This window comes from Natrinema saccharevitans (genome assembly GCF_001953745.1).
GTDB classification, from domain to species: domain Archaea; phylum Halobacteriota; class Halobacteria; order Halobacteriales; family Natrialbaceae; genus Natrinema; species Natrinema saccharevitans.
In genome coordinates this window covers 79,748-105,718 of the sequence record NZ_LWLN01000001.1, presented here as the reverse complement: position 1 = coordinate 105,718, position 25,971 = coordinate 79,748, and the positions used below count along the sequence as shown (strand labels likewise).

Genomic DNA, 25,971 nt, shown 5'->3' with positions numbered 1-25,971 from the left:
CACACGGTCGGTCAGTGGAAGGTGTCGGCGAACTTGTCCCGACGGTTGATGTCGAGTTCGCTGACGCTCGAGCCCTCGCGGCTCGCGGCGAAGCGGATCGCTTGCGCGACCTCCTCGGGTTCGGTGACCTCGCCCTCGTCGAACCGCTCGGCGAAGCTCTCGCCGTAGGCCGCCCCGAACTCCGAACGGACCTCGGCGGGGTTGACGATGGTGATTCCGATGTCGTCGTCGCCAACCTGTGCCGCGAGGCTCTTGGCGAAGCCCCGGACCCACCACTTCGTGGCAGCGTAGACCGGGTTGGACGGGCGTGGGTGTCGGCCGGCGAAGCTGGCGACGAAGACGAGATGGCCCGCGCGCTCGCGGAGACGTGGAAGCGCAGCGCGCGACGCGTAGAAGACGCCGTCGACGTTGGTCTCCTGCATCGTCTCGTATTCCCCGGTCGTCATCGATTCGACCTCGCCGCCGCGGGCCAGCCCCGCGTTGTTCACCAGCACGTCGATCCCGCCGAACCGGTCGACCGTATCGTCGACGAGGGCGTCGACGTCGTCTTCCTCGCGGACGTCCGTCGGCACGACCAGGGTCTCGACGCCGTGGTCGGCCTCGAGGTCGGCCGCGAGGTCGGACAGGCGATCCTCGCTGCGGGCCGCGAGGACGACGTTCGCGCCGCCGTCGGCGAGTTCGTGACAGGTCGCCGCGCCGATACCCGAACTCGCGCCCGTGACGATCGCCGTCTTCGACTCGAGTGTTGCTGACATCGCCGGTGGATAGGGGCGCAGCGGTCGTAAAAACGAGGGTCGCGGAGCCCGGATCGGTGATCCGACGGTAACCGGTCCGAAGCGCGGTCAGTACCCCTCGAGATCGTACAGCTCACCGTACTTCGACTCGACGTACTCGAGGAAGTAGTCGGCGGTCAGGCCCTCGCCGGTTGCCCGCTCGATGAGGTCGGGCGTGACGTATCGTTTCCCGTGTCGGTGGACGTTCTCGCGGAGCCAGCCGTTGAGGCCGTCGAACTCGCCCTCGCGGATCGCGTCGTCGAAGGGGCCGCGGTCGGCCTCGGCGGCGGCGTACAGCTGGGCCGCGAGCACCGAGCCCAGCGAGTACGTCGAGAAGTAGCCGAAGTCGCCGTGAGACCAGTGGATGTCCTGCAGACAGCCCTCCGCATCCGTCTCCGGCCGGACGCCGAGGTACTCCTCGTACTTGTCGTTCCAGACCCGCGGGACCTCCGCGACCTCGAGGTCGCCCCGGATCAGATCCCGCTCGATCTCGAAGCGGATCACGATGTGGAGGTGGTAGGTGAGTTCGTCCGCCTCGACCCGGATGAGGTTGTCGTCGTGGACCTGATTTGCCGACTCGTAGGCTTCCTCGGGGGTCACGCCCTCGAGTTCGGGGAAGCGCTCGCGGGCGATCGGCAGGAAGTGCTCCCAGAACGGGCGCGAGCGGCCGACGTGGTTCTCCCAGAGCCGCGACTGTGACTCGTGGACCGAGAGATCGCGGGCCTCGCCGAGCGGCGTGCCGTAGCCGTGGTCGGGCAGCCCCTGCGTGTAGTTTGCGTGGCCGAACTCGTGGACCGTCGAGGTGATCGAGCCCAGCAGATCGTCCTCCTCGAAGCGGGTCGTCACGCGGGCGTCGAACTGCGTACCCGAGGAGAACGGATGGGGCGCGGTGTCGAGCCGGCCGCGGTCCCAGTCGTAGCCCAGCGAGTCCAACACGTCCCGGGCGAGTGCCTCCTGATCGTCGTCGTCGAACTCCCCAGAAAAAGCGTCCGTCGTCAGTTCGGCGTCGCTGTCCTGGACGGCGTCGATCAGCGGGACGAGCGTCTCGCGCAGCCGCTCGAGGACCCGTTCGGCCGTCTCGAGGTCGATGTAGGGCTCGTAGTCCGCGAACAGCACGGCGTAAGGGTCGGCGTCGGGATCGATGTGTTCGGCGTACTCGCGTTTGAGATCGACCAGCTGCTCGAGGGTCGGCGCGAACTGCTCGAAGTCGTCTTCCTCCTTGGCCCGTTTCCACGTGGGGTGGGCGTTCGATGCCGTCGCCGAGATCTCTTCGACGAGGGCCTGTGGGACGCTCGTCTCGCGGTCGTACTGGCGGCGAATCTCGCGGACGACCGCGGCCCGCTCGTCAGCGAGCTCGTCGTCTTCGAGCGCGGCCAGCAACTCGCCGGTCTGGTCGGCGGTCAGGAGTTCGTGGCTGAGCGATGACAGCGTCGAGAGCTGCTGTGCCCGGGCCGGCGTTCCCTCGTCGGGCATCACGACCTCCTGGTCCCACCGCAGGATGCCGGCCGCATTGCCGACGTTCGAAATCCGCTGTACTCGCTTCTCGAACTGCTCGTAGGTGTCGGCCTCGTCTGCGTCACTCTCGGCCTGATCGGTCGCCATGAACGTACCGTTCGCCCGGAACCGGTATCAACGTCGGGGTTCCGGACGGCACGAACACCCCAGGACGCACCCATCAACATGTGGGGCAGCCCGAGGTGTCGACTGTTGGGACGATCCGTACTCGGCACGGACGCCGTTCTCGGCAGTTCGCCTGCTCGACTCGAGAACCGATGCAAACGGTGTGGAACGTGCAAGCAGCGAACTGTTCCGCCGATCCGGCGTACGGACGCTATGGCGCTCGCAGCACCGATCGCGTCGGCCGTCGTGTTCGTCGTCGGCTGGATCCCCCTCCTCGGCCCGCTTTGGCACTGATCGCCTACGTCGGCGTCATCAACTGGCGGTATCCCGGCGACTGGACCGCCGCGGCGATGATCGGCCTCGTCGCCTGGGTCACCGTCCTGGTCGTCCTCTATGCCCTCGCCGCGGTCGGGGTCACCGGCTTCGGAGCGGTCGGGGTCCCGGGGCTCTGAGCCGCGCGGTCACTGAGACCCGCCCCGTCACGGTGCAGTCGGCCACGACTCCGCCACCCGCCGGTAGGTGTCCCGACACCGCTCGAGGACGTCGATCGAGACGCTCTCGTCGTCGGTGTGGGCCTCGCCGGGCTCCGAGGGGCCGTAGATCACGCACTCGGCCCCGGCCGCGGCGAGCCAGCCCGCGTCCGTCGCGTGGGGTTTCGTCACGAGTTCGGGGTCGCCCGCCTGCGCGGCGTCGGCGGCCGCCAGCACCGCGTCGGCGAAGGCCGCGTCCCCACAGCGCATCGGTGGCAGGTCCTGGTCGACGGTCCACTCGACCCCCGCGATGTCCGCGACCCGCTCGAGGGCGGCGCGCTCGCCGGGGACCGTCCGCTCGTCGACGGTACACGCACAGCGGGCGGGGACGACGTTCATCGCCGACCCGCCCTCGATCTCCGTGACGGTGAGCCGGCCCTCGAGGGTCTCGCCCGCGACGTCGACCGAGGGGACGGCGAGGTCGCGGACGCGGTCGACGGCCGCGGTGGCGCGGTAGATCGCGTTCTCGCCGGCGTCGGCCTCGCTGGCGTGGGCGGCGGTGCCGCGGGCGGTGATCGTACTCCCGCGCCGGCCCTTGTGGGCGACCGCCACGTCGGTGACGTCCGGCCCCGAGTAGTTCGTCGATCCTTCGCCGACCACGGCGTAGTCGGGAGCGAACCCGTCGTCGATCGCGTGTCGGGCACCGACGCCGCCGACCTCCTCGCCGACGAAGCTCGCGAAGACGAGTTCCCCGGCCGGATCGCCCTCGCGGAAGGCCAGCAGGGCAGCCGCGAGCGCGCCCTTCATGTCCGCCGTGCCGCGGCCGTAGAGCCGGCCGCCGCGTTCCTCGACGACGTACTCGCCCGGGCCGTCCGTACTCGTACCCGGGTCCGCGTCAGCGACTTGCGACGCGGCCGGTTCGACGACGTCGTGGTGTCCAACCAGCGCCAGCGTCTCCTCGCCGGTTCCCTTTCGAGCGATCACGTTTCCGATCCCGTCTCGAGTCACGGCCGCGTCGGTTTCCGTACGGAGCCACTCCGCTATGAAGTCGCCGGCGGCGGTCGCGTCCCCGTGGCTCGGAATCGCGGCGAGGTCGCGGGTCAGTTCGACGAGCGTCATGGCGGACTCGTCGACGGCGGCGCTGTTCAGTGCATCGGAACCGGCGGGGCCGGTCGGCGACGTTAGTCCACGCGCTCGTAGACGGGCTGTGCCGGCTCGGCCTCCTCGTCGGTGAGCCGGGCGACCGACTGCCGTACCTCACGCAGACTGGCGGTCTGTTGCTGGCTCGCCGCTGCGACCGATTCCGCGGCGCTCGCGACCTTGTCGGCCGACTTCGAGAGGTCCGCGAGCGTCTCGGCCGTCGTCTCGACCCCGTGGGCCTGCTGGTCGGCCGCGGTCGCGACGTCTTCCATGCCGGCGGCCGTCGATTCGGCCGCCTCGTGGATCTCCTCGAGCGAGTCGATCGTCTCCCGGACGCGATCGGTTCCGGTGTCGACGCGAGCGACGGTCTCCTCGGTCGTCGCGACCGTCGCGGCCGCGTCCTCGCGAACGGCTTCGACGGCGTCTTCGATCTCCGCGAGGTCGTCTTTCGTCTGCTCTGCGAACGATCGCACTTCCTCCGCGATGACGCCCATGGTCTCGCTGGCCTGGTCGCCCGATCGGGAGGACTCGATCTTGGCGTTGGCCGCCAGCACCGTGGTTCGCTCGGCGAGGTCGTCGAGCCGGTCGACGATCTCGTCGATCTCGTCGGTCCGGGCCGCGAGTCCGTCGACCGCCTCGGCGACGCGGTCGGTCGCGCCCTCGATGGCCTCGAGTTCGTCCAACGCGTCGTCGGCCGCCTCGACGCCCTCGGCCGCGAGGCGCTCGGTCCGGTCGCTCTCGTCGCTGACCTCGTCGGCGACGCTTGCGACTTCCTCGACGGCGGCGCTGACCTCGTCGAGTTCGCGCGCGGCCTGCGTGATGCCCGTCGCCTGGGACTCCGTGTGGTCGCTGATCGCTTCGGCGCGTTTCGCGACGGCCTCGCTGGCGTCGTACAGCTCTCCGAGGGGCGTCTGAACGTCCGTTTCGACCTCCTCGGCGAGGCGCTTCCGACGCTCGATCGACTCCTCGAGCCGCTGGGCGTAGGAGTCGACGTACGTGTCGGTCGCGACCTGCATGTCGAGGTTGATGATCCGCAACAGCGAGAGGACGTCCATCATGCCCTCGTCGATGGCGTCTCTGACGGCCCGCTCGAACGACTCCTCGAGGCCGTCGTCGCCGTCCCCGTCCTCGCCGCCCAGTCCGAGTGCGCCGACGAACCGGCCGAGACCGCCCGCGTCCTGCTCGGCCTCGCGCTCGGCGGCCCACTCCTCGATGGCCTCGACCACCTGTGCTTGCACGCGCTCGTTCATCCGCGACAGGAGGAGATCGTAGTAGACGCCGTACTGCCCCACGTAGTGTTTCAGGGGCATATCGAGCATCTCGTGGAGTTTGCCGATCCGGGTCCGGTTCTCGAAGTACGACTGATCGTAGTCGCCGGTCGCCAGCGAGACGAGATACGCCTGCTGGGTCTGTTTGAGCGCGTCTACCCCCTTCGGCGAGCGGTCGACGATCGCTCGAGTCTGCTCGTACTCGAAGACGTTCTCGTAGAAGTCGTCGGCGATCGTCTCCGAGTTGGCCTGCAAGAGCGGTTCGAGGTCGGCCAGCCGGCGCTCGTCGGCCTCGTCGAACCCGATAAACTCCTTGCGCCACTCGATTTCGTCTTCGTCGAGTCCGATTCGATCGATGAGGTCGTCGACGTCGAGAAAACCGTTGAGTCCGCCGCGGCCGAACGTCTCCTGCGGTTGCATGGCGGAAACGTGTTTGGTCGTTTCATTAAGTTCCGTGAGTGTTCCCGTCGGATAGGAATTGGACGCGGCGTCGGTAGACGGCGCGTGAGACGGGGCCGAACGGCCCGGGTTCGCTGTGAACACCCTTATAGGCGTACGTCGACCAGATTACGTATGAACGTCGTGCCGGACACGAGCGTGGTCATCGACGGCCGCGTCTCGGCGACTATCGAAGACGGGCAGTTCGAGGGAGCGACGATCTGCGTGCCCGAGGCGGTCGTCGCGGAACTCGAGGCGCAGGCAAACGACGGGATCGACAGCGGCTGGGACGGTCTCGAGGAACTCCAGCGGCTGGCCGAGCTGGCCGACGACGGCGTCGTCGACCTCGAGTACGTCGGGGAACGGCCCAACGCCATCGAGCGAGGCCACGCCTCGGAGGGTGAGATCGACGCCCTCATTCGGGACCTCGCGGAGGAACTGGACGCGACGTTCGTCACTAGCGACGTCGTTCAGGCCGAGGTCGCACAGGCGAAGGGCCTCGCGGTCGAACACGTCTCGCCCGAGGTACGGGAGGTCGGGACGCTCGCCGTCGAGGACTTCTTCGACGAGCAGACGATGAGTGTCCACCTCAAGACCGACACCGTCCCCAAAGCCAAGCGCGGCGAACTCGGCGCGATGGTCTACGAGCCGATCGCCGACGAACCCACGGACGAGGCGACGATGGACGAGTACGCCCGCGAGGTCGTCGAGGGTGCCAAGGAGTCCCCGGACGGCTTCATCGAACTCTCGGAGCCCGGGATGCAGATCGTCCAGTTTCGCGACTACCGGATCGCGATCGGCCGGCCGCCATTCTCGGACGGCATCGAGATTACCGCCGTCCGGCCGATCGCCCAGACCGACATCGAGGACTACGAGCACGCCGACGAACTCAAAGAGCGACTGCTCGAGCGCCAGCGCGGCGTCCTGATCTCCGGTGCGCCCGGGGCCGGGAAGTCGACGTTCGCGCAGGCGGTCGCCCGCTACATCGCGGATCACGACTACTCGGTCAAGACCATGGAGAAACCGCGGGACCTGCAGGTCGGCCCCGACATCACTCAGTACACGGAACTGGGCGGCGAGATGGCAAAGACCGCCGACGCCCTGCTGATGGTGCGGCCGGACTACACGATCTACGACGAGGTCCGCAAGACCGACGACTTCGAGGTCTTCGCGGACATGCGCCTGGCCGGCGTCGGCATGATCGGCGTCGTCCACGCGACGCGGCCGATCGACGCCCTCCAGCGACTGGTCGGTCGGGTCGAACTCGGAATGATCCCGCAGGTCGTCGACACCGTCGTCTACATCGAGGCCGGCGAGGTCGAGACGGTCTACGACGTCAGGACCGAGGTCAAAGTCCCCGCCGGCCTCACGGAAGAGGACCTCGCGCGGCCGGTCATTCAGGTCACGAACTTCCGGACCGGCGAGCCCGAGTACGAGATTTACACGTTCAACCGACAGGTCGTCACCGTCCCGCTGAACGACGAGGACGGCGGCCCCGGAACCGAGTCCGGCGTCGACCGCATCGCCAAACAGGAGATCGAACGCGAGATCCGCTCGATCGCCCGCGGCTACGTCGACGTCGAACTCGGAAGTCAGGACAAAGCCGTCGTCTACGTCGAGGAGGACGACATCTCGAGCGTCATCGGCAAGGGCGGCGGTCGGATCACCGACGTCGAGAACCGGCTGGGCATCGACATCGACGTCCGGACCCACGACGAGAACCCCAACTACGGCGCGGGCGGCGCGGGCGGCGGTGCCAGCGCCAACGGCGGCGGTGGCGGCGGGTCGCAAGCCGGCCAGATGGTCCAGCCCGAGATCACCTCCCGGCACATCGTCATCCCCGTCGACGGCAACCACGGCGAGACCGTCGAGATTCAGGCCGCCGGCGAGTACCTCTTTACCGCGACGGTGAGCCGCGGCGGCGAGATTCAGGTTTCGCGGGGCAGCGCGATCGCGGAGGAACTCGAGCGGGCGATCGACCGGAAGGATCCGATCACGGTCGTGCCATCGTAAGCAACTGTACCGCGAGCGGTGCGCGGTTCGGAGCGAACGCAGTGAGCGAGCGAAGCGAGTGAGCGGCTTTTTGATCCAGATTTTTCGCGAGCGACCGGCGTCTCGGCTCAGGGCGACCAGACCCCCGCTTCGCGATCGAGCAGCGTGACCACGACGACGTGCGGGAGCGTCAGCACGGCGATCGCGACCAGATAGACCGCGAGGACGTCGGGGACGGTCGCGGGCGTCCGGGGGACGACGAGCCAGATACCGACGAGGACGCCCAGCGCGGCGAGGGTCAGCGGTGTCGCGTCACGGGCGAAGCGGCGAAACGCGGCCCGAATCGCCCCGCGTTCGAGGGCCGCGTTGGCGACGGGATCGACGAGCATCGTTCTGAGGACGTGTCGAAGCGAGTGCCAAAAACAGAAGTAGAGACCGATGGCGAGGATCGGCGGGACGGTGGCGAAGAAGCCGACGAGGCCGATCGTCTCCGCGGCGTCGACGAGCCACGGCCGCCGCTCGCCGGGACTCGTTCGGCGGAACCCGAGGGTGAGCGAGAGTGCGATCAGGGATCCGAACCCGACCGTCACGGCCGCCCGAACTACCGGTTCGAAGAGGGGCTCGAGCGCGGCCGCCGCGCCGGGGTCGAACAGCCCGACGATCGTCTCGGCGACGAACGCGTACTGCGCCGGAAAGGCGACCAGCGGGACGAGCATCGGGAGGCCACCCCTGACGAGGAGGGCGAGCAGCCGGCTGGCCCGCGTCTCGAGGTGGTCGGCACCGAGGAACTCGAGGAGCGCGTAGACGTCACCCTGCCCCCAGTGGACGAGCGTGACGAGGATGAACAGGACGAACGCGGCGACGGGCTCGAGGACCCAGACGAGGGCGTAGGCAGACCCGAGAAACAGGTAGAGGGCGCCGACGAACGCGAGCGATCGCGGCGTGACCGGGTCGTCTCGGGCCCGCGGTACCACGAGGTGGTCGACGGCGCCGTGGGGAAGTCCGAGAACGAGGACGCTGAGCGCCAGCGGCACGTACTGGTAGACGAGCGGCGGTGATCCGAAGACGATCGTCGCCACGGCGGCGACGGCGAGCAGCGAGGCGGAGCCGAGACTCAGCCGAGCGGCCTGCGACCGGCTCTCGGCGCTCGCTCGCACGTCACCGGTCATCGGAAGTCGTCGGAATCCCCGGAGGGTCGGCCGTCAACGCCGAAGCGCCGCTGATTCGATCGAGTACCCAGACGTACATGGTGATCCCCTGGACGACGAAGAGATTCGTCACGAGGAAGAACAGTGCCTCTTCGATCGGGAGTCCGAAGAGTGCGTACCCGGTGGTGTACGCGTCGGAGATGACCCAGACGCCGAGTTCGATCGCGATCCGGTCGACGAGCCAGAGGTACAGCGTCGGGACGGCGATCGCGACAAGCAGCGGCCGGCGGACGGTCCACAGGTACGTCGACCCGAAACCCCACTGGAGAGCGAGGACCGGCCCGGCCCAGAGGAGCAGCCAGCCCAGATAGTACGTCGCAGTGCTGTCGAGAAGTACCCAGCCGACGACGGCGATCACCAGTCCGCCGGCGGCGCCGAGCAGCCGGTGTATACGGGGAATCGCCAGCGACCGATCGGCGCTCGGTCTCACCTGAAACAGCCAGAGAGCGGTCAGTATCGGCTGGAGGATAAAAAAGAAGTACTCCTCGATCGGCGTGTACCAGACGGTCGCGAGGACGGCACCGTCTCCGTACCACCAGACGCCGACGGGGATGAGGCGGTTCGTAAAGGGCGTCGTGTAGACGACCGCGAGGGCGATCATGATGCCGAGTCCCGAGAGAGGGCGAACCCCCCACCAGGCACGGTCGCGCCGGATCGCGAGCAACCCCAGAATCAGGATTGGCGGCAGCAGGAACACGAGGTGGATTCCGAAGTACGTGAACTGGGTGGTCATGGGTGAGTCAACGTTCGCCGACGGCGCAGCGGCGGGAGCCGGGACTTCCGTAGATGCTGTACGAACGGGATCCGAATAGCGCCGCGTCCATACTGGTTAGGGACAGTCGGGGACGGTCGATCGAAAGCCGTCGAAGACGGTCGCGAAGACGTACCCCGGACGGAAACGCCGTCGACGGTCACGGATCGATTGCGGATCGGATGGCATTCGGTTCGATCAGTCGTCGCCCGGGTCGAATCCGGACATGCTGGTGCCGTAGTCCGCCTCGCCGGTGATCGCGTCGGGTTCGTCGACGACGTAGAGCATGGCGACGCCGGTCACGACGTACTTCGTGATCACGTCGAGGATGCTGTACCCCCAGGAGGTGACGGTGACATCCAGCACGGCGAATCCCTCGACGCCGAGCGCCCAGAGGATCGGATAGCCGAACCAGCCGACGACGGTGAGGAGTTTCAGCGTCCGGAACAGATCGGCCGTTCCCGTCGCCGACGCCTCGGCGGTCCAGTCGACGAGGATGATGTAGACGATCACGAGGAAGAAGATCGTTGACAGGGCAAACCACCACCAGCGAAGCACCAGCGAGGACGTGGTCAACGCGGCGGCGAGGCCAGTGACACACATCGCGATCGTAAACGCACAGGCCGTGAGGATCTTCGTCCAGTCCGACCCGGCTATCATCCCGAGTGCGATCAGGATGAACGGGGTCGAGAACGTCCACGTGAGGTATCGACCCCACATCGTCAGGACGCCGTCCTGACCGGCCGTCGTCGCACCCGCGGCGGGGTGTCCCGGTGGCATCTCGACGACACCCAGCGTCAGCCCCGACGTGAGCCCGGTGTAACTCGAGATCGAAACGATCGAGATCAGCATCAGGGCCGTCGCGATCGCCTTCGAACGGGGGGCCGTCAGATGCCGTCCGAGGTAAGCGATCGCGAGGATGGTGATCCCCGCGAGGGCGATGTTGAGGACGAACGACAGCGCGAGCAAGGTGTTGTCACCGCCGAAGACGTACTCGAATAGTTCCCGATCCGCCGCGCCGTTTTGCAGGACGGCGTGCTGGGCGCGAAAACCGAGGTCGTGGACTGACTGCATGGACGCGGATCACTTCACTGGCGCGACACATAAACGAGTGTCCGTCTCGAGAGAGACACTCACGAGCAGTGACTGAAAAGCGGCCGAGGTTCCGCTACCGCGTCGGTTCGGGTGCCAGCAGCGGGGTACTCGCGTTCGAACCGGTAAGAGAAGTCCGTCGCGGGTCGGCTCCGAGGCAAGCGTCGCGAAGCCGATCGCCGGGAGTCGATGTGCGATCTCAGGCCGGCGCGGCCGTCGGCGTCGTGACTCGCTCGAGGACGGAGCGACTCCGGAGCAGGACCACTCCGAATCCGACCTTCGCCGAGAGATCGAGTACCATGAACGCGGCGGTTTCCCAGTACAGTGGGAGGATGCCGAACGTCCCCTCCGTGCCGAGGATCCAGACCACCGGGTAGAGGAACCACAGCACGATAACCAGGTTGCGGAGTCGCCCGAACAGCGATGCGACCTCGGGGGACTGACTGCGCGCGTTCTCGGAGAGCGTCCCGACGAGGACGTACAGCAGGGCGAGCAGAGCGCCGGTGCTGATCGCCCACCAGGCGATCCGGGTGCCCGGGGTGGACGCGAACGCCGCGATCAGACCGGTCCCGATCATGAAGACGTCGAGTCCGATCAGCGTCGCGATCGTGTTTCGGTTCGCCCCGGCCAGCAGCGAGAGGTCGAGCAGCAACAGCGGCGTCGTGAACAGCCAGTCGGCATAGCGCGCCCAGTAGATCGTGAGCGCCTCGTCGCCGACCATGACTTCGGTGACGCCGAAGCCGGTCGCCATCGCGAAGTACATCGCGGCGGCGATGGTCGTAATGAAGATCGTGATGATGTAGAACTCCTGCATCTTTCGGTCGCGAACGCCGCGTCCGCGCCCGACGAAATACAGGGTTCCGAGGGTCATTCCGATCGTGCCGATCCACAGCCAAATGGATTCTGGGCCAACTGTTGCGGCCATGGTGGTTGCTAGGAAGGGACAATATATACCGTTTGAGCCTAACGAAAATAACCACCATAAGATCGTGTATGTCCAGAAATTTGACGTTGCGAATCAAATCGTAGCGTATTTTGCGACGTTCTGTGTCCAGTCGTATGACCCGATCGCGAAACGCCCTCTCCAACAGATGACTTCGACCGATCCGAACGATCCGATTGCGGACGCACTCCTCGGCGACTCGACGTACGAACGACTCAGAGTGGAACGATACGCGCTGATCGAGCGCCGCATTCCGCAAAAGCTCGTCTATCAGAGCGGCTTACTGTTCGCGCTCGCGCTCGTCGTTCCGATCGTCGCCACCTATCCGTCGACGGTGCAAGCGGCGTTTCCAGGTGGCGATCCACTGTGGTCGTCGCCGCTGGTCCTCTGGGTCGGGGTCTACGCCGGCGGCATCGAAGTGGGGACTGCGACCTGTCTCGTCGCGGTAGCGATCGCGCGTCGGCGATACGAACCCACTCTCTCGGAGTCGCAGGTACACACACTACTGAACGTCGAGGACGTCGCGTCGATGTTCGGGCTGGCGACCGGCGGCTTCGCGATCCTGATCACGATCGGATTCTTCCTGCTCGGCCACGCCGGCGTCGAGACCGTTACTACCGTCGTCGAATCCGCGCCGCGAAACCCCTACGGACGGACCGGCGTCCCGATACCCGTGATCGTCGTCGGTGCCGCGGCGGCGATCAGTTCCGGCGTCGTCTACGCCGTCGGCAGATATCTCGCTCGAGCGTGAGCGACGACCCGGAGAACGCCCCTCGGGGATCTCAGCGGCAAATTCGAACGATCGAACGAACGCGGTGACGATCGAGCCCGCCGACGGGACGGCCGCAAACGTACGGAAGGGGGTGTTTTTGGGCGGCGAATGTGGACATATGATTAATTGAATCCGATAGTGCTAGGCTGTGAGAGACAATTACACGGCGATAGCAACTAGGTGTTTAAGGATTACCTTCATATACGAGACAATCGTTTAGGTTGTGTATGGACAACGGAGTGATTCCAACGTATGAGCGCAGATAAGACGACGTTCGTTTTCTCGGACGCGGAGCGGGCGAACGGAGCATTCGTCACGGACCGCCGCTCGCTCGAGGCGATGCGCGAGCGGATCGTAGCGGATATCGAGACGAGAGTCGCCGACGCGAACGCAAGCGGCGTCGTCGTAGCGATGAGCGGCGGGATCGATTCGACGTTGACGACGGCGCTTTCGGTCGAAGCCGTCGGGGCCGAGAACGTCCTCGGGCTGGGGTTGCCCTGTCACAAAACCGAAGGGACCCACGTCAGCGACGCCCGTACCCTCGCGGACGGGATGGGCATCGAGTTCGAGGAGATCCAGTTGCGGCCGCTGCTCGAGGCCTTCGAGGGAACGGTCGCGAGCGCCCTCGAGACCGACGACGGCCCGGGGAGCGAACGACCTCACGACGTCGGCAACGCGGTCGCCCGACTGCGGATGATCACCGCCTACTACGCGGCGAACTGCCAGTCGCGGCTCGTGATCGGGACCGCGAACCGGTCGGAGCTACTGCTTGGCTACTTCACCAAGTACGGCGACGGCGCGGCCGACGCCTATCCGCTCGGCGACTGCTACAAGACGGAGGTTCGCGCGCTCGCGAAACACCTCGGACTCCCCCGCCGGATCGTCAGCAAGGAGCCGACGGCGGGCTTTTGGGCCACACAGACCGACGCCGGCGACCTCGGGGCGAGCTACGACGTCATCGATCCCCTGCTCGTCCGGCTGGTCGACGAGGGCCGCCCGCTCGAGGAAGCAATGGAGGGGTTGCGGATCGACCGCGAGACCGCGACCGACATCGCGTCGCTGTACGTTGCCAGCGAACACAAACGGACGACGCCGCCGACGCCGGGGCTGGCTGGTGGCGGCGACGACCGCTCGGCCGGGTGATCGCGCTCGGCGGCAAGGGCGGTCCGCGGGGGTTCAGCGCTCGTCGTCGTCGCCGTAGAGGTCCGGGTTCCGCCACCAGAACAGCCCCCACGAGAGCAGGAAGCCGGCGCCCATCGCGAGGATATCGAGCAGGAACGGCGGCAGCCCCCGACCGACCAGCGCCACGAGCGCGATCGCCGACCCGATCGCAGCCCCCGTGACGACGTAGAGGACGTCGCCGACGATCCGCGCCCGCGAGTGTCGCCAGTAGCTTTGCCGGTCCTCGTCGTACCAGACGCCGACGTAGATCAACACCGGTGCCATGGTCGTGATGATCGTGATCGCTCGGTACGCCTCGGGAAAGACGGTCGGGACCAACACGACGAGATTGAGCAGGTTGGCGACCAGCGCCGCGAGAAACAGGCCGATCAACAGCCAGCCCCAGCGTGGGAGCCGCTCTTTGTTCATACGGGGGACGGTCACGGATGGAAAATAAGACTGCCGTTTGGCCGATTACTCCGCGCAGCAGGCGTCCTTTTTCGGGGATTCCTCGACGCCGTTGCCGTCGGCCGCGACCGGCTCCTCGAGCCGATAGAGACTCTGTCGTGCGTCAGCGAAGTAGATGTCCTCGTCGACGATCCCGATCTCCTCGAGGCGCTCGAGCGCGTACCGTACCGTCCGGGCCGAGAGCATCGATTCCTCGACGATCTGTTTCTGCGTCAGCGGCCCGTCGTACTCGAGAACCTTGAAGACGAGTTTCGCGCTCGGTGGCAAGTCTTCGATCTCCTCCCCGTCGGTCTCTGCCATATTACGATTCGAAAGGCCCCAGCAGTATAAAAGTTGAGCCTTACCGAAGCCGGACCGCGATAGGATTCTATATATCTCGCCGAGTAAAGTGCCCCGTAAGTCGCTGCAACGGATGATGTCCGTCTCGTCGCCGCTCGGCCGAAACGCGTCAAAAAAGACGGTAATCGACAGCGAGGGAAGTTACCCCTCGCCGATCATTCGGTCCTCGTCGGCCCACTCCCGCTGGCGGAGTTCGTACTTCTGGGTCTTGCCGGTCGCGGTCTTGGGGAGTTCCTTGACGTACTCGATCCGCCGGACGACCTTGTAGCTCGCGAGGTTCTCGCGGGTGAACTCGGTCAGTTCCTCGGCCGACACCGGCGGATCGGTCGGGTCGCCGTTCGACGGGACGACGAAGGCCTTGGGCGTCTCCCCCCACTCGTCGCTCGGTGCCGGGATCACGGCCGCGTCCGAGACCGCGTCGTGGTCGAACAGCGCGTCCTCGAGTTCGATACTCGAGATGTTCTCGCCGCCCGAAATGATGATGTCTTTCTTGCGATCGCGGATCGCGATCATGCCGTTCTCGTCGATCGTCGCGAGGTCACCGGTGTGGTAGTAGCCCTCGACGCGGTCGGTGAAGGCCTCCTCGGTCGCCTCGGGCTTGTTCCAGTAGCGGTCCATGATCTGGTTGCCCCGCACGACGACCTCGCCCAGCGTCCGATCGTCGCGCGGGACGTCGTCGCCGTCCTCGTCGACGACGCGGACGTCGGTGCCGAGGACGCCCATGCCCTGCCGTTTCTTGATCTCGAAGCGGTTCTCGTCGTTCATCAACCGCTTCGCGTCGGAGATGGTGATCAGCGGTCCGGTCTCGGTCGCCCCGTAGAGGTGCTTGAGATACCAGCCGAAGCGATCTTCGACGGCACGGATGGTCGCTTCCGGCGGGGCCGAGCCCGCGGTCGTGACCCGGACCCGCTTGGCCCCCGCCATCTCGGGTTCGCCCTCGCCCTCGTAGTAATCGATCAGCTGATTGAGTACCGCCGGGGCCGCACAGAGCAGGGAGACGTCCTCCTCGCGGATCGACGACACGACGTCGTCGGCGTTGACCCCGCGCGTACAGACGTGGGTCGCGCCCATCCCGGTCACCGCGTAGATGTGTCCCCACCCGTTGACGTGGAACATCGGCAGCGTCCACAGGTAGGTGTCGTCGTCGGTGATCTCGTGGTAGATCGACATCAGGTAGGCGTGGATCGTCTCCGTCCGATGCGTGCGACAGACCCCCTTCGGATCGCCCGTCGTCCCCGACGTGTAGTTGATCGTGATAACCTCGTCCTCGCTCATCTCCGGTCGGTCGTACTCGGGGTCCGCGTCCTCAAGGACGGCGTCGAAAGCCTCCCAGTCGCCCTCGACGGCATCCGCGTCGTTCGTAACGAACGTCTCGGTCGGCACGTCGTCGCGGACCGCCTCGATCTTCTCGGCGTACTCGTAGTCGGCGTAGATGGCGTCGACCCCCGCGTCCGAGAGGATGTACTCGTAGTCGTCGGGCTCGAGCCGATAGTTCAACGGCGTATGCACGGCGCCGATCCCCATCGCCCCGTGGGCCGCCTCGAGGTGATAGTGAGTGTTCGGGTCCAGCACGGCCACGCGATCACCCTTCTCGATCCCCCGTTCCTGCAGCGCCGCCGCGAACCGGTCGACTCGCTCGCCGAACTCGGCGTAAGTAAATCGTTCGCCGTCGGTCCCGACGATCGCCTCCTCGTTCCCGTAGTGGGAACGGGCCTGGTCGAGAAAGTCCGTGACAATGAGTGGCGTCTCCATACGGCGCGAATTTTGCAGAACGATCTTATATGGATTTCGTTTATGATCAATGAGTAGGATTTGGTTCTGATACAGAACGAGCAGCAGAAGGGCCCCTTCGGTTCACAATCAAACGGCAATCGCCAGACCGCAGTGACGATAGCGGCGACAACGTTACCGCGAACCCGTCGGACCAGTCAGAGCTGTTCCCAGACCTCTTCGTCGTCCTCGAACCCGTCCGGATCGTCGGGTGCAGCGAACTCGTTGCTCGTGTCGAGTGCCGACAGGTCCGTCGTGGGGAGTTCGCCGTCGCCGTCGATGACGGCCGGATTCGCCTCCAGATCCATCTCGGGCCACGCGGTCTCCTCCCAGAGCCCGCGGTCGCTGTAGTAGTAGACGACGCCGTCGTTGACGACCGCGAACAGCCCGCGCTGGGTATCGTGGACGACGCGCTCGTTGGTGTCGATCGCGACGTCGACGACGTCCTCGAGCGTATCGAGCGAGACGTGGTAGTCGCCGATCCACATCGGGATCGAGCCCCGCGAGATCCACTCGGCGTAGCGCTGTTCGTGGAGCGCCCGGCGAGCGGCCTCGAGATCGCCCGGCGACCGGCGCACGACCAGTGCCGCGCCGGCGAGCGACAGCGTCCCCAGCAGCGACAGGCCGCCGATCAGCGCCGGACTTCTGGACGTGGTCGTCCGCTCGGTCCCGCTGCGGTAGCGGTGTGGCGTCGACTCCGACAGTTCGCCCTCGAGCCAGTAGGCCTCGTCGGTGATCTCCATCGGCGCGGTGGTCGTGAGCGTCCCCTGATGGGTGCCGGTGTCGTACTCGGTGTGAAGCACCGCTGCAAGTTCGACCGTCCCGATCCCGCCGAGTTCGCGCTCGAGTTGCCGCTGTTGTCGGCGGTAAGATTCGACGTCGATCGTCGCGTTCGACGTGGCGACGCCGTTCTCGACCGAGGGCGACTCGCGCAGTACCGTCGTGGTGTCGTTCCAGAAGGGGGACCCGTCACGGGTCGCCTGGAAACGCATCGAGACCTCGTGGGTCACGTCCCCGTCCTCGACGGGCGTCCCGCCGGTCTCGTTTCGCAACCGCGTTTCGGCCTCGACAGTCAGCTCCGGCGTCGCGTTCAGCAGGTAGACGGAACTGTCCGAGAGCCGCTGGCCCTCCGGCCAGAGCGTTCCGCTCTCGGTGACGACGGCGCTGGTACTTCCCTCGACCGTCACGCGTTCCTCGGTGTACTGCGGGGCGGTCGTCGTTTCCGGGTTGGCGACGGCCCACCCCGTCGCGGCGATCGACAGGACGCCGATCGCGATCAGTGCGATCACGATGGTCCGACCGCGCTTGGCCAACAGCAACTCGAGACGCGGGTTATCGATCATCCCTGTGCCCCCGGGTGTCCCGACCGGCCAGTCGATTGCCCGGCTCCGGAAGAGCCGATCGGGGCCGAACTGGTCGGGATTCGGGACAATACATGTCTAAGTGAAAGAAACAGACCACTATAAGGGTAGTGGCTTTTCCGTGGTATTTGCAACAACAGAACGTTATTTCCGATCACGGAACCAGCGCCGAGCGCGACGCTGAATGCGAGTCGAGAGGGGGACGTGACCCCCTGCGGACCGGACCCGGATATCGCCGCTACCGAACAGCAGGAGAACGATCGCGACCGCGACCGAGACGATGACGGCGTTGACCGCCCCGATAGCGGCAAGCGGGTGGATGTCGTGGAGCCAGAGCAGCACCGACGGGGGCAACACGGCGAGATACCGGTACTCGCCGAGATGGCGCGTGTACTCGCCCGTCTGCTCGGGGGCCGACAGCGTCACCGTCGCCTCCCCACTGTCACGAATCCCGATCGTCCGAGACCGCGGCTCGACGCCGATACCGCCGCTTTCTGCCTCGTGAGCCACCACGATCGGCAGATAGCCGGCGTTGTCGACCGTCCGTGTCAGTTCCGCCGTTTCGCCGGGCGCAACGATCTGTGGATCGTCGGTGGGCGACTCGGAACTGATGAGACCGTACTCGGTGGTGCCAGACGGGACGACCATCGCCGCAGTCGCGAAGATCACGAACACGAGCAAGACGAGTCCCAGCGCCGTCCAGAACGCGATCACGTTCTCCCGCGAACGGGACCGACTCGTCTCGCGGCGACCCGGTCCGAGCCGCTCGAGGAGGGTCCCGAACCCGAGCATCGCGACCCCGACCCCGACCAGCAAGGCACCGAGCCCGTTCGAGGAGCCGCTGGTCACGCCGAACACCGACGTGACCGTCTCGACGCTTCCCTGCGCAGCGCTCTGGAACCCCATGATCGCGGTGCCCAGATACGGGATCGTCACGACCGCGCCGTTTATCTGCAGGGCTTTGGCGACGATCTGTCCCTCCGTGACGTGGGGTTCGCCGCCGTCCTGATCGGTAAAGGGGTTGGCGTCCCCTTTCGTGACGTAACCCTCCTCGGTCTCGTCGACGACGCGGTGGGTCGTCAGCCCGCCGCCGTTGAGATCCCGCGCCTGAAATACCACCACGTCCCCTTCCTCGACCGAGCCGGCGGCGACGCTGGGCACGGCGACGAAGCCGTCGCCGGCGTCGATTTTCGGCTCCATGCTGCCGGTCGCGACGTAGCCCAGCAGGATCGGCTGACCCAGCAGCTGGCCGACCACCAGCAAGATTACGACCAGCGCGAGGAGGGCACCGAGCCCCCGCGTGACGAGCGTCGCGTTTGTCATCGGTGAGTGACTGTCATAGGCGACAGACGGTTCGAGTTCACTATGTGCCCGCTGGAGCATAAAACTCGCGAGAGCCACCGGACCGCTCCGGTGGCAGCTCGAGTCCGCGACCTACCGGACGAACGACCAGCGCCGGTTCGCGGCGACCGCCAGGAACAGCAATCCGGCCGTCGCCGGCGGCGCGAGCGCCGCCGTCGTCGCAGGCGATAGCTCGCGGTTCCGAACGTCGAATCCGGCCCGCTCCCCGACCGTCACCGTCCCCGCATCGACGCCGCTGACCGCGATCGCGTAGGTCCCCGGCTCGTCGAACGATCGCCGGAAGGCCACCGTCCGCTCGCCGCCGGCGGGGATCGAGACGGTTCGGGTATCGACGACGATCCCGTCGACCGACAGCTCGAGCGTGCGCTCGAGCGACCCGTCGGACGGGTTCCGGACCGTCGTCTGTACGTCCGTGGTCTCCCCGGCGGTGATCGTGGTATCGGCAACGGCGGCGCTCGAGACCTCGACTTGCGGCCCCTCGACGGTCACCGACTGCTGCCCGATCCCCTCGATACCGACCTCGTACGTGCCGGGCCACTCCATCCGGCGCTCGAAACTGACCGTCTGTTTTTCGCCCGCCGAGAGCGCGACCGTCCGCTGGTCGACGACGGTTCCATCGACCGTCAGCCGAGCCGTCTCGGTCCCCCATCCATCGCCGTCGTTTCGGTAGGTCGCGTTGACCGTTACCGTCTCGCCCGCCTCGACGGTCGTCGACGAGACGGACAGGCTCGAGCCGTAGATGAAAGAGTCGCTGCCACTGTCATCATCGACTTCGTCACCCTCGTACTCGACCACGACCGAGAACGTCTCGGTCGTCGATTTGGCGACGTGGGTATCGACGGTAACATCCACGGTCTGCGAGTCGCCCGGGGACAGTTCGAGTCGCGATTCCGGAGTGATCTCGCTCCCGTCCGCGTAGAAGGCCACGCCCTCGACATCGTGCTCGATCCAAACCGACTCGATATCGTCGGCATCCTCGCCGACCGTGATCGTGAACACGTCTCGAGTCACGAACGCCGTGTTTCCGTTGAACCCGTCGAAGTCGAGGACCAGTTCGTTCGACCCGTCGAGTTCCGCGTAGCTGCTCGTCGGCTCGAGGACGACCTCGTCCGACGTCCGGTCTTCCCCGACCGTCAGTGCCGCCGTCGGAATCGCGAGCGTAAAGAGAAAGCAGACGGCGGCCATGACGAGCAGCGTTCGTGACGATAGCATTGCGGTCCGTTATGAGTGTATACGTGGAGCGAACAACCCGTCCGAATCATCCGATGGTCCAATACCGGCACGGTGTCGGGTTTCGGAGCCTCCATTCGGGAGTCCGATCAGGAGTCCTGCTGCTGAGCAGTGATAGTTATATCGGCGGTACTATCCTCATTCAGTGTACCATCGAATCGATCATCACTGTTAGTTGAATTCGTGTTGATAGCAATACCAGCGGAAACGCTTGAACCGTCTGTAGCTGAGCCGGAGTCACTAGCGGAGATTGTTCCGAGTTCGGCATCCGTCACGTCGCCACGAGGTCCATCAGTGGGGAAGCTATCCCCGTAGACTGCGACACTACCAGAATCAGTGGAGATACTGATATCGAAGGTCCCACTGACTTCGTTGCCAGTTTCATCTTGGAGGCCAATCGTTAGAACGTCATCGAAAGCGAACACGGATTCGTCGTTGATACCGACGAAATTGATCTGCGTGACGCTGACGCTCCCATTGTCGCTTTCTGTCGTGGTAGTGCTGTCGACTCCCTCGTAGTCACCGTCGTTAACAGTGGGCCGGAGTAATCCGCTCGAGTCACCCTCGAGGGAAACGCTAACCGACCGCTGTGCTTCCGCCTGGCTGAACGCGCCCGAGCCGAGCGCAGCGCCACCGCCGGCGACGATCGTTCCGAGTCCGAGCAACACGTTTCGTCTGTTCATTGACATTGTATGATCACCGTACGGTCGCTGCCGGTATCCGAAGGCACGGAGTACCGACCGACCTTCTATCCATCCCTCGTTGCTGTACCCACTTTGTATTGATCGAGCAGAACGGTCGAATAGTCGGCGATACCACCTTCAGGCCGTCATTGAACCCAAATATCGCGTGAGGTCGTGTGACAGGCCCCATTCCGGAACGACGGAACGGGCCTCCCGTCACCGTCGAGGGACCTGCGACGAACCGCTCCGAGACCGAATACGGAGGTCGCGTTCGATCCTCGAGGTCGTCACGCCGCCGTCGCGTCGATCAGAATCGCCGGCTCGAAATTGGCGCTGTCGATATCGCCGTTGTCGTATGCGGCCACGGTGTCGTCGATCTGGTCCGCGCGAAGTTCGATGTCGAGGCCGAACGAGACCGCCTCGCCGGGCGCTAACGCGGACGCATTACCGTTATCGGGGAAATCGCCATCACCGAAACTCGTCGGGGTCGGCGTCAGGAGCTCGTCCTCGCCGTTGTCCCCCTGGATCGTGAGCGTGATACTATTGACGTCGTTCGTCCCCTGATTCGTGACGGTGACGAGTTCGTCGAACGATGTGAGGGCGTTCTGGTTGATACCATCTGCGCCCTCCGAGTTGCCGGTGATGTCGATTTCGATTGTGTCTCCGCTATCGTCGACGTACTCGCTTGCGCCGCTTGCCGGCGTGAGTGCGAGAAACGCGTTCGCGTCGCCGGCGGTTTCCACGGTAACCGTCCGCTCGGCTTCCACGCTGCTGAACGCGCCCGTTCCGAGCGCGGCACCCCCGCCCGCAACGATCGTCCCGAGGCCGAGTACGACGTTTCGTCTTTTCATTACGTTTCGGTCGACGCGGTGATCGTCACGGTCACGTCGAGTGACGTACTCGAGTCGACGTTGCTTCCACGCGTATCGATGACGAGATCGTAAGCAGCAATATTGGTAGTGTTCAATGGATTTCCGGAAGTCGGCTCGTTGCTTTTCGACGACTCGGAACTCCCATGCTCGAACCCATCGGTACTCCCGAAGGAGTGATCGCCACGGTACTGAAATTCGATTCCGATTTCATTACTATCGGCTGTTACACTGCCGACCTCGACTCGGCTAAAGGTATTGCCGCTCCCGTCATTATTGGCGACATCGTAGCTGAACTCTAGCTCCGTTACCTTCTGCGTTCCGTTGTTCTGGACGGCAAGCATCGGTTCCCAGCTTGTTTTGGCGTCGATATTGAGGCCGCTCCCGTCGGCATCGTTCCCGCCGGACCCGAGGTTGAGTTGGACCGTATCAGTACCGACATCGTACGCATCATCTGCGTCGAGGCCAAGGAACGCGCTTGCGTCACCAGCAGTCTCGACGGTAACCGTCCGTTCGGCTTCCACGCTACTGAACGCGCCTGTTCCTAGTGCAGCACCGCCGCCGGCGACGATCGTACCCAATCCGAGCAACACGTTGCGTCGATTCAATCTCATAGTTATGATCACCGTTCCCGCCGAGTGCCCCAGCGAGGGCGACAAAGCGGTTCTTACTCTCGTCCACGAACATCACCCACTTTGTATTGAGTGACCGGAAGACCGGAAAGACCAGCCATACGACGGTTCAAGAGTGTCCTGAACGGCGGGTATATCCGTCTCTCCGGGGCAAGAAGTCCCTGAAGATGTCACGAGGTTGGGGCGGATACGAACGATCGTTCTCGAACGCTCGAGGCCGGTCGGAGTACGTCTAGCCTGTTCTCCGCACGAACGAACGAACGATCCGCAGGTTCTTTGGGGGTCGTGTTCAGTAAGGAAGGTGTGAATGACCGCGACCGGCGCGTCGCTCGTCGCCGTCGTCGACTCCGCGGCGGCGGCTCCGTCGGGCCGAATTCGAACGGTCGCTCGAGAACGACGATGGCGTCGATATCGGGGCGAAATCGCGGTATCGTCGGAGTCGGCCCGTCGCGAACTGGAGCCACCGCGCCTTCCGACCGCGATAGCCGGAGTTGCGTTCGAAACCCACGACCATGCGATGGAGCATCTATCTCGGTGTCGGGTTGATCATCAGCGGGGCGATCTTGGTCGCCGTCTCGAGCGGCGCGTTCGACGCGACGCTCGCCGACCGCGGGGTTGAGATCGAAACGGCCAGTGACGACGATGCCCTGCTCGGCCTCAATTATTCGACCTCAGACAGGACGGTCACGCTGGAAAGCGGGGACAGCAACGGTGGCGGTTTCTGTCTATTCGGAGGGTGCAGTTCTTACCGGTACAACGACAGAAAAGCAGTTTTGTTAGAAGATAACGCACCATCTGGCGAATTAACTATGGAAACGTTGTCCGTTAATTTCCAAGGACCCGATATGACTCGCAGAAACGGAGTACGATACGATCAAACTCCTAACGGGATTCGCATCGTACTCGGGGACTTTAGCTGTCCTGCAGAGGGGGACTGGGGATTCGGCGATCAACAACAGCAATCCGGGACAATCATTGTGGACGGCGTGTTCAGCGACGGCACCGTCACGGTCGGCCTCGAGCGAGAGATCGACGTCGAGTGCGTTCCGGACTAACGCGGACTCCGATCGGGGACGGTATCGCCGACGCGGGGCCGACCGATCGACGGCAGTCGATCCCGACAGATTCGGTCCGTACGCTACCGGTCCAACCGAACCGGCTTCGAGTTCTCGATTCACCCGTTGTGAGTCGACAGTGGACCGCGCTCACCGAACTACAGACCCGAACACCGTTAGCACTCGAGAGCAGTTCTCCGTCCCAAGAATTACCACTCGTCTATGCGTCCCGCCATGGAGACATCCGAACGGATCGGAGCCGAACATCGCCGACGTGGCGGCGAAGAAAGCGACCGACGGCAGCGGATTCGGGTCCCACTGTACCCGCCGAAAGCGGGGTTGAGACGCGCTGACACAGCCTTACTCGGCAACAAGGGTTATGTATCAACAGTCACGTAAATCATACCGAACAGGGGATGGCGACGAGTAGCGAAAGCCAACCGGCCCAAACGGATCCGGCGGGCCGCGACGAGCAATCGAGGGAAGGGGAAATATTCGACCTCCTGAGCAACCGGCGCCGACGGTACACCATCCACTACTGCAAGCGCGAAGACGGTCCCGTCACGCTGGGCGATCTCGCCGAACACGTCGCCGCCTGGGAACTCGAGAAAGAGGTCGAGGAGATCACCTCCGCCGAGCGAAAGCGGGTCTACACCTCGCTGCAGCAGACACACCTCCCGACGCTCGAGCGGGCAGACGTCATCGAGTTCGACGATCGGACGATCGAACTCACCGACGAGGCCGCCGAGTTGGACGTCTATCTGGACATCGTCCCGGGCGATTCGGTCCCGTGGGGCGTCTACTATCTAGGCCTGTCGGCAGTCGGTGCGGTCGTGATAGCTGGGTTGTGGCTCGAGGTCGTGCCGACGGAACCGATCCCGAAGCTGGGATGGGCGACGCTGGTATTCGCGCTGTTTGCCGCGTCGGCAATCGTCCACGTGACACAGACGCGGCGGATGCGACTCGGCGAGATGGAACGACCGCCGTGACTATGAATTCGATCAGCAAACTCGCGGTCGTGTTCATTCTCGCGGGAACGGTGCTACTGTCGGGCCCGGTATTCGGGTTCAGTACGCTGGCGGCGGATCGCGGGGTTGGTGTCAGTACGGCCAGTAGCAATGCGTTGATCGGCGTTAGTTCGACACAGTTGACACTGGATGGACCGAACGACGAGGCTCCCGTCTCGATTCGGAACAACGCCGGCACAGATTTGACACTCGAGCTGGCCGATACTACGGGGTCCGATCTGAGAGTCGAGGGAGAACTGCCAAGCGAGATACCCGCGGGAGGGAGTTCGGCAGTCGTAATTTCGTGTGACGGCGGAGGTACAGGCGGAAGTGAATCCGGCGTTCTCACCGTCGTCGAGGCGTTTGGAGACGGGGGGTCACTCCGAATCGAGCAAGCGACATTACCCGTTACGGTCGACTACGAGTGCACTGGCGGACCTCCGGATGAACCGAACGACGGTGATGTCGTCGTCGAAGACGGCAGCAAAGCGAACGACGGGATCGACACCGATGAAAACGTGTTTATCGGCGATAACGGAAAGGCAAACAAGGAAGTCACCGCTGGCGGGGACGTCTCGATCGGCGATAACGGGAAGACGAACGGTCGAGTTACGGCAGATGGTAGCCTCACTACCGGGGGTAGCTACACTGCGAACAAAGAGGTCAACGTCGGCGGCGATATTTCGATCGGCGACGGCGGCAAGACGAACGGAAAGGTCACCGCTGGTGGAGACATCTCGATGGGCGATAACAGCAAAGTGAACAAGGAGATCAACGCTGGCGGGGATATTTCGTTAGGTAATAACAGTAAAACGAACAAAAAGGTGAACGCGACAGGGGACTTCACCGTAGGAGACGACTACACTGCAAACAAAGTAGTCAGCGCTGGCGGTGACGTCTCGATCGGAGACAACAGCAAACTGAACAAAGAGGTTACTGTTGGGGGAGATCTCTACGTTGGAGACTCAGTCACGTTCAATGACGATGTGACGGTCGATGGAACGATCTACACCGGTTGTAACGTTGCGTTTAACGGGGGATACACAGCAGGGTCGTACGTAGATGACTGCTAGACGGTTCGTAGACGAGTTAGTGCCACAGAGTGTCGGCTTCAACCCCGGGGCATTCGCCTTGACTGCCTGTAAAACTTATAAATAGAGGGGGGGGGAACTCTCAACGGCCAGTTCGGCAGGAGCACCGAGCCGCACAATGCGAATTCCTTTTCACTCCCGGCGACAGAGTTCGGTCCATGTCGACCGAATCGATCAGCGACCGACGCGAACACATTCGCTCGGTCAGCGTCACCGCGATGTCGGCGTTGCTGGGCGTCGGCGCGGCGCTTGCGTCTACCACCTGGGTCGGGACCACCGCCGAGGCGGCCCAGGATACGCAGGCGCTCGCGTTCGTCCTCGGCGCGATCCTCTTCCAGTACGTCGTCATCAACGTCTCGGGGATCTACGGCGACGACGAGTTCGGGACGAAACACTACCTCTTCGTCGCGTTCATGACCTTCTCGCTGTGGTTCGTGACGTGGGGAATCCTGCTGACTGCGGAGGTCACGGGCTAA

At 64.7% G+C, this 25,971-nt stretch carries 24 protein-coding genes and 1 pseudogene; 8 read left to right on the top strand and 17 right to left on the bottom strand.

Annotated features, from left to right (window positions below):
* Window positions 1-11 precede the first annotated feature (11 nt).
* Entirely contained in the window at window positions 12-755 is a 744-nt protein-coding gene (locus tag A6E15_RS00590; RefSeq protein WP_076142918.1) for an SDR family oxidoreductase, read from the bottom strand.
* An 87-nt stretch (window positions 756-842) separates the two neighbouring features.
* Window positions 843-2,375: a carboxypeptidase M32 gene (locus tag A6E15_RS00585; RefSeq protein WP_076142917.1), complete on the bottom strand. Its 1,533-nt coding sequence runs from the start codon at window positions 2,373-2,375 to the stop codon at window positions 843-845.
* 249 nt (window positions 2,376-2,624) lie between these two features.
* On the opposite strand from A6E15_RS00585, the pseudogene A6E15_RS00580 reads away from it, so the two are divergent.
* Window positions 2,625-2,845 (top strand): annotated as a pseudogene (locus tag A6E15_RS00580) (hypothetical protein); the annotation flags it as partial.
* 27 nt (window positions 2,846-2,872) lie between these two features.
* Here A6E15_RS00580 and A6E15_RS00575 read toward each other — a convergent pair.
* Entirely contained in the window at window positions 2,873-3,982 is a 1,110-nt protein-coding gene (locus A6E15_RS00575; RefSeq protein WP_076142916.1) for a M20 family metallopeptidase, read from the bottom strand.
* Window positions 3,983-4,044: 62 nt separating this feature from the next.
* Window positions 4,045-5,691: a globin-coupled sensor protein gene (locus A6E15_RS00570; RefSeq protein WP_076142915.1), complete on the bottom strand. Its 1,647-nt coding sequence runs from the start codon at window positions 5,689-5,691 to the stop codon at window positions 4,045-4,047.
* Between the two features lie 153 nt (window positions 5,692-5,844).
* On the opposite strand from A6E15_RS00570, the gene A6E15_RS00565 reads away from it, so the two are divergent.
* Window positions 5,845-7,722, top strand: coding sequence for a PINc/VapC family ATPase (locus A6E15_RS00565; RefSeq protein ID WP_076142914.1), 1,878 nt, complete (start codon window positions 5,845-5,847; stop codon window positions 7,720-7,722).
* Window positions 7,723-7,829: 107 nt separating this feature from the next.
* On the opposite strand, the gene A6E15_RS00560 is transcribed toward A6E15_RS00565, so the two are convergent.
* The 4 genes from A6E15_RS00560 to A6E15_RS00545 form a co-directional block, all read right to left on the bottom strand.
* On the bottom strand, window positions 7,830-8,870 hold the full coding sequence (locus A6E15_RS00560) for a Brp/Blh family beta-carotene 15,15'-dioxygenase (protein ID WP_076142913.1): 1,041 nt from the start codon (window positions 8,868-8,870) through the stop codon (window positions 7,830-7,832).
* Window positions 8,860-9,642, bottom strand: coding sequence for a lycopene cyclase domain-containing protein (locus tag A6E15_RS00555; protein ID WP_076142912.1), 783 nt, complete (start codon window positions 9,640-9,642; stop codon window positions 8,860-8,862). The genes A6E15_RS00560 and A6E15_RS00555 overlap by 11 nt, the downstream gene beginning before the upstream one ends.
* 216 nt (window positions 9,643-9,858) lie before the next feature.
* The gene (locus A6E15_RS00550; protein WP_076142911.1) at window positions 9,859-10,734 is read right to left on the bottom strand and encodes a bacteriorhodopsin; all 876 of its coding nucleotides are present in this window, start codon (window positions 10,732-10,734) and stop codon (window positions 9,859-9,861) included.
* Between the two features lie 217 nt (window positions 10,735-10,951).
* A complete protein-coding gene (locus A6E15_RS00545; RefSeq protein ID WP_076142910.1) occupies window positions 10,952-11,677 on the bottom strand; it encodes a bacteriorhodopsin in 726 nt (241 codons plus the stop codon).
* A gap of 166 nt (window positions 11,678-11,843) precedes the next feature.
* Here A6E15_RS00545 and A6E15_RS00540 point away from each other — a divergent pair, with 166 nt between their 5' ends.
* Together A6E15_RS00540 and A6E15_RS00535 are read left to right on the top strand one after the other, a co-directional pair.
* The gene (locus tag A6E15_RS00540) at window positions 11,844-12,446 is read left to right on the top strand and encodes a hypothetical protein (protein ID WP_076142909.1); all 603 of its coding nucleotides are present in this window, start codon (window positions 11,844-11,846) and stop codon (window positions 12,444-12,446) included.
* Window positions 12,447-12,719: 273 nt separating this feature from the next.
* A complete protein-coding gene (locus A6E15_RS00535) occupies window positions 12,720-13,610 on the top strand; it encodes an NAD+ synthase (protein WP_076142908.1) in 891 nt (296 codons plus the stop codon).
* Between the two features lie 33 nt (window positions 13,611-13,643).
* Here A6E15_RS00535 and A6E15_RS00530 read toward each other — a convergent pair whose 3' ends face one another.
* The 9 genes from A6E15_RS00530 to A6E15_RS00490 form a co-directional block, all read right to left on the bottom strand.
* Window positions 13,644-14,057 carry a hypothetical protein gene (locus A6E15_RS00530; RefSeq protein ID WP_076142907.1) on the bottom strand — a complete coding sequence of 138 codons (414 nt, stop codon included), beginning with the start codon at window positions 14,055-14,057 and terminating at the stop codon, window positions 13,644-13,646.
* A 45-nt stretch (window positions 14,058-14,102) separates the two neighbouring features.
* Entirely contained in the window at window positions 14,103-14,396 is a 294-nt protein-coding gene (locus A6E15_RS00525) for a MarR family transcriptional regulator (RefSeq protein ID WP_006180348.1), read from the bottom strand.
* 180 nt (window positions 14,397-14,576) lie between these two features.
* Window positions 14,577-16,187, bottom strand: a complete 1,611-nt coding sequence (locus A6E15_RS00520) for a long-chain-fatty-acid--CoA ligase (protein WP_076142906.1) — start codon at window positions 16,185-16,187, stop codon at window positions 14,577-14,579.
* Between the two features lie 176 nt (window positions 16,188-16,363).
* Window positions 16,364-17,548: a DUF5305 domain-containing protein gene (locus A6E15_RS00515; RefSeq protein WP_076142905.1), complete on the bottom strand. Its 1,185-nt coding sequence runs from the start codon at window positions 17,546-17,548 to the stop codon at window positions 16,364-16,366.
* 162 nt (window positions 17,549-17,710) lie between these two features.
* The gene (locus tag A6E15_RS00510; protein ID WP_076142904.1) at window positions 17,711-18,889 is read right to left on the bottom strand and encodes a signal peptidase I; all 1,179 of its coding nucleotides are present in this window, start codon (window positions 18,887-18,889) and stop codon (window positions 17,711-17,713) included.
* Window positions 18,890-19,000: 111 nt separating this feature from the next.
* The gene (locus A6E15_RS00505; RefSeq protein ID WP_076142903.1) at window positions 19,001-20,140 is read right to left on the bottom strand and encodes a CARDB domain-containing protein; all 1,140 of its coding nucleotides are present in this window, start codon (window positions 20,138-20,140) and stop codon (window positions 19,001-19,003) included.
* Window positions 20,141-20,247: 107 nt separating this feature from the next.
* On the bottom strand, window positions 20,248-20,847 hold the full coding sequence (locus A6E15_RS00500) for a hypothetical protein (RefSeq protein ID WP_245800507.1): 600 nt from the start codon (window positions 20,845-20,847) through the stop codon (window positions 20,248-20,250).
* Window positions 20,848-21,128: 281 nt separating this feature from the next.
* Window positions 21,129-21,692: a hypothetical protein gene (locus tag A6E15_RS00495; RefSeq protein WP_076142901.1), complete on the bottom strand. Its 564-nt coding sequence runs from the start codon at window positions 21,690-21,692 to the stop codon at window positions 21,129-21,131.
* Window positions 21,692-22,324, bottom strand: a complete 633-nt coding sequence (locus A6E15_RS00490; RefSeq protein WP_139326549.1) for a hypothetical protein — start codon at window positions 22,322-22,324, stop codon at window positions 21,692-21,694. The genes A6E15_RS00495 and A6E15_RS00490 overlap by 1 nt, the downstream gene beginning before the upstream one ends.
* 530 nt (window positions 22,325-22,854) lie before the next feature.
* On the opposite strand from A6E15_RS00490, the gene A6E15_RS00480 reads away from it, so the two are divergent.
* From A6E15_RS00480 to A6E15_RS00465, 4 genes are all read left to right on the top strand, one after another.
* Window positions 22,855-23,397, top strand: coding sequence for a hypothetical protein (locus A6E15_RS00480; protein ID WP_076142898.1), 543 nt, complete (start codon window positions 22,855-22,857; stop codon window positions 23,395-23,397).
* Between the two features lie 416 nt (window positions 23,398-23,813).
* Window positions 23,814-24,386 carry a DUF7344 domain-containing protein gene (locus tag A6E15_RS00475; protein ID WP_076142897.1) on the top strand — a complete coding sequence of 191 codons (573 nt, stop codon included), beginning with the start codon at window positions 23,814-23,816 and terminating at the stop codon, window positions 24,384-24,386.
* A gap of 2 nt (window positions 24,387-24,388) precedes the next feature.
* Window positions 24,389-25,477, top strand: a complete 1,089-nt coding sequence (locus A6E15_RS00470) for a hypothetical protein (protein WP_076142896.1) — start codon at window positions 24,389-24,391, stop codon at window positions 25,475-25,477.
* A 176-nt stretch (window positions 25,478-25,653) separates the two neighbouring features.
* The gene (locus A6E15_RS00465; protein ID WP_076142895.1) at window positions 25,654-25,971 is read left to right on the top strand and encodes an EMC6-like membrane protein; all 318 of its coding nucleotides are present in this window, start codon (window positions 25,654-25,656) and stop codon (window positions 25,969-25,971) included.

What these genes read in the sequence shown, in the direction of transcription:
- A6E15_RS00470 (WP_076142896.1), top strand. Translation starts at nt 24,389, where the DNA reads ATGAATTCGATCAGCAAACTCGCGGTCGTGTTCATTCTCGCGGGAACG.
- A6E15_RS00505 (WP_076142903.1), bottom strand. Translation starts at nt 20,140, where the DNA reads ATGCTATCGTCACGAACGCTGCTCGTCATGGCCGCCGTCTGCTTTCTC.
- A6E15_RS00590 (WP_076142918.1), bottom strand. Translation starts at nt 755, where the DNA reads ATGTCAGCAACACTCGAGTCGAAGACGGCGATCGTCACGGGCGCGAGT.
- A6E15_RS00575 (WP_076142916.1), bottom strand. Translation starts at nt 3,982, where the DNA reads ATGACGCTCGTCGAACTGACCCGCGACCTCGCCGCGATTCCGAGCCAC.
- A6E15_RS00520 (WP_076142906.1), bottom strand. Translation starts at nt 16,187, where the DNA reads ATGGAGACGCCACTCATTGTCACGGACTTTCTCGACCAGGCCCGTTCC.
- A6E15_RS00555 (WP_076142912.1), bottom strand. Translation starts at nt 9,642, where the DNA reads ATGACCACCCAGTTCACGTACTTCGGAATCCACCTCGTGTTCCTGCTG.
- A6E15_RS00540 (WP_076142909.1), top strand. Translation starts at nt 11,844, where the DNA reads ATGACTTCGACCGATCCGAACGATCCGATTGCGGACGCACTCCTCGGC.
- A6E15_RS00550 (WP_076142911.1), bottom strand. Translation starts at nt 10,734, where the DNA reads ATGCAGTCAGTCCACGACCTCGGTTTTCGCGCCCAGCACGCCGTCCTG.
- A6E15_RS00510 (WP_076142904.1), bottom strand. Translation starts at nt 18,889, where the DNA reads ATGACAAACGCGACGCTCGTCACGCGGGGGCTCGGTGCCCTCCTCGCG.
- A6E15_RS00530 (WP_076142907.1), bottom strand. Translation starts at nt 14,057, where the DNA reads ATGAACAAAGAGCGGCTCCCACGCTGGGGCTGGCTGTTGATCGGCCTG.
- A6E15_RS00565 (WP_076142914.1), top strand. Translation starts at nt 5,845, where the DNA reads ATGAACGTCGTGCCGGACACGAGCGTGGTCATCGACGGCCGCGTCTCG.
- A6E15_RS00535 (WP_076142908.1), top strand. Translation starts at nt 12,720, where the DNA reads ATGAGCGCAGATAAGACGACGTTCGTTTTCTCGGACGCGGAGCGGGCG.
- A6E15_RS00480 (WP_076142898.1), top strand. Translation starts at nt 22,855, where the DNA reads ATGCGATGGAGCATCTATCTCGGTGTCGGGTTGATCATCAGCGGGGCG.
- A6E15_RS00525 (WP_006180348.1), bottom strand. Translation starts at nt 14,396, where the DNA reads ATGGCAGAGACCGACGGGGAGGAGATCGAAGACTTGCCACCGAGCGCG.
- A6E15_RS00500 (WP_245800507.1), bottom strand. Translation starts at nt 20,847, where the DNA reads ATGTCAATGAACAGACGAAACGTGTTGCTCGGACTCGGAACGATCGTC.
- A6E15_RS00560 (WP_076142913.1), bottom strand. Translation starts at nt 8,870, where the DNA reads ATGACCGGTGACGTGCGAGCGAGCGCCGAGAGCCGGTCGCAGGCCGCT.
- A6E15_RS00465 (WP_076142895.1), top strand. Translation starts at nt 25,654, where the DNA reads ATGTCGACCGAATCGATCAGCGACCGACGCGAACACATTCGCTCGGTC.
- A6E15_RS00585 (WP_076142917.1), bottom strand. Translation starts at nt 2,375, where the DNA reads ATGGCGACCGATCAGGCCGAGAGTGACGCAGACGAGGCCGACACCTAC.
- A6E15_RS00545 (WP_076142910.1), bottom strand. Translation starts at nt 11,677, where the DNA reads ATGGCCGCAACAGTTGGCCCAGAATCCATTTGGCTGTGGATCGGCACG.
- A6E15_RS00515 (WP_076142905.1), bottom strand. Translation starts at nt 17,548, where the DNA reads ATGATCGATAACCCGCGTCTCGAGTTGCTGTTGGCCAAGCGCGGTCGG.
- A6E15_RS00495 (WP_076142901.1), bottom strand. Translation starts at nt 21,692, where the DNA reads ATGAAAAGACGAAACGTCGTACTCGGCCTCGGGACGATCGTTGCGGGC.
- A6E15_RS00475 (WP_076142897.1), top strand. Translation starts at nt 23,814, where the DNA reads ATGGCGACGAGTAGCGAAAGCCAACCGGCCCAAACGGATCCGGCGGGC.
- A6E15_RS00570 (WP_076142915.1), bottom strand. Translation starts at nt 5,691, where the DNA reads ATGCAACCGCAGGAGACGTTCGGCCGCGGCGGACTCAACGGTTTTCTC.
- A6E15_RS00490 (WP_139326549.1), bottom strand. Translation starts at nt 22,324, where the DNA reads ATGAGATTGAATCGACGCAACGTGTTGCTCGGATTGGGTACGATCGTC.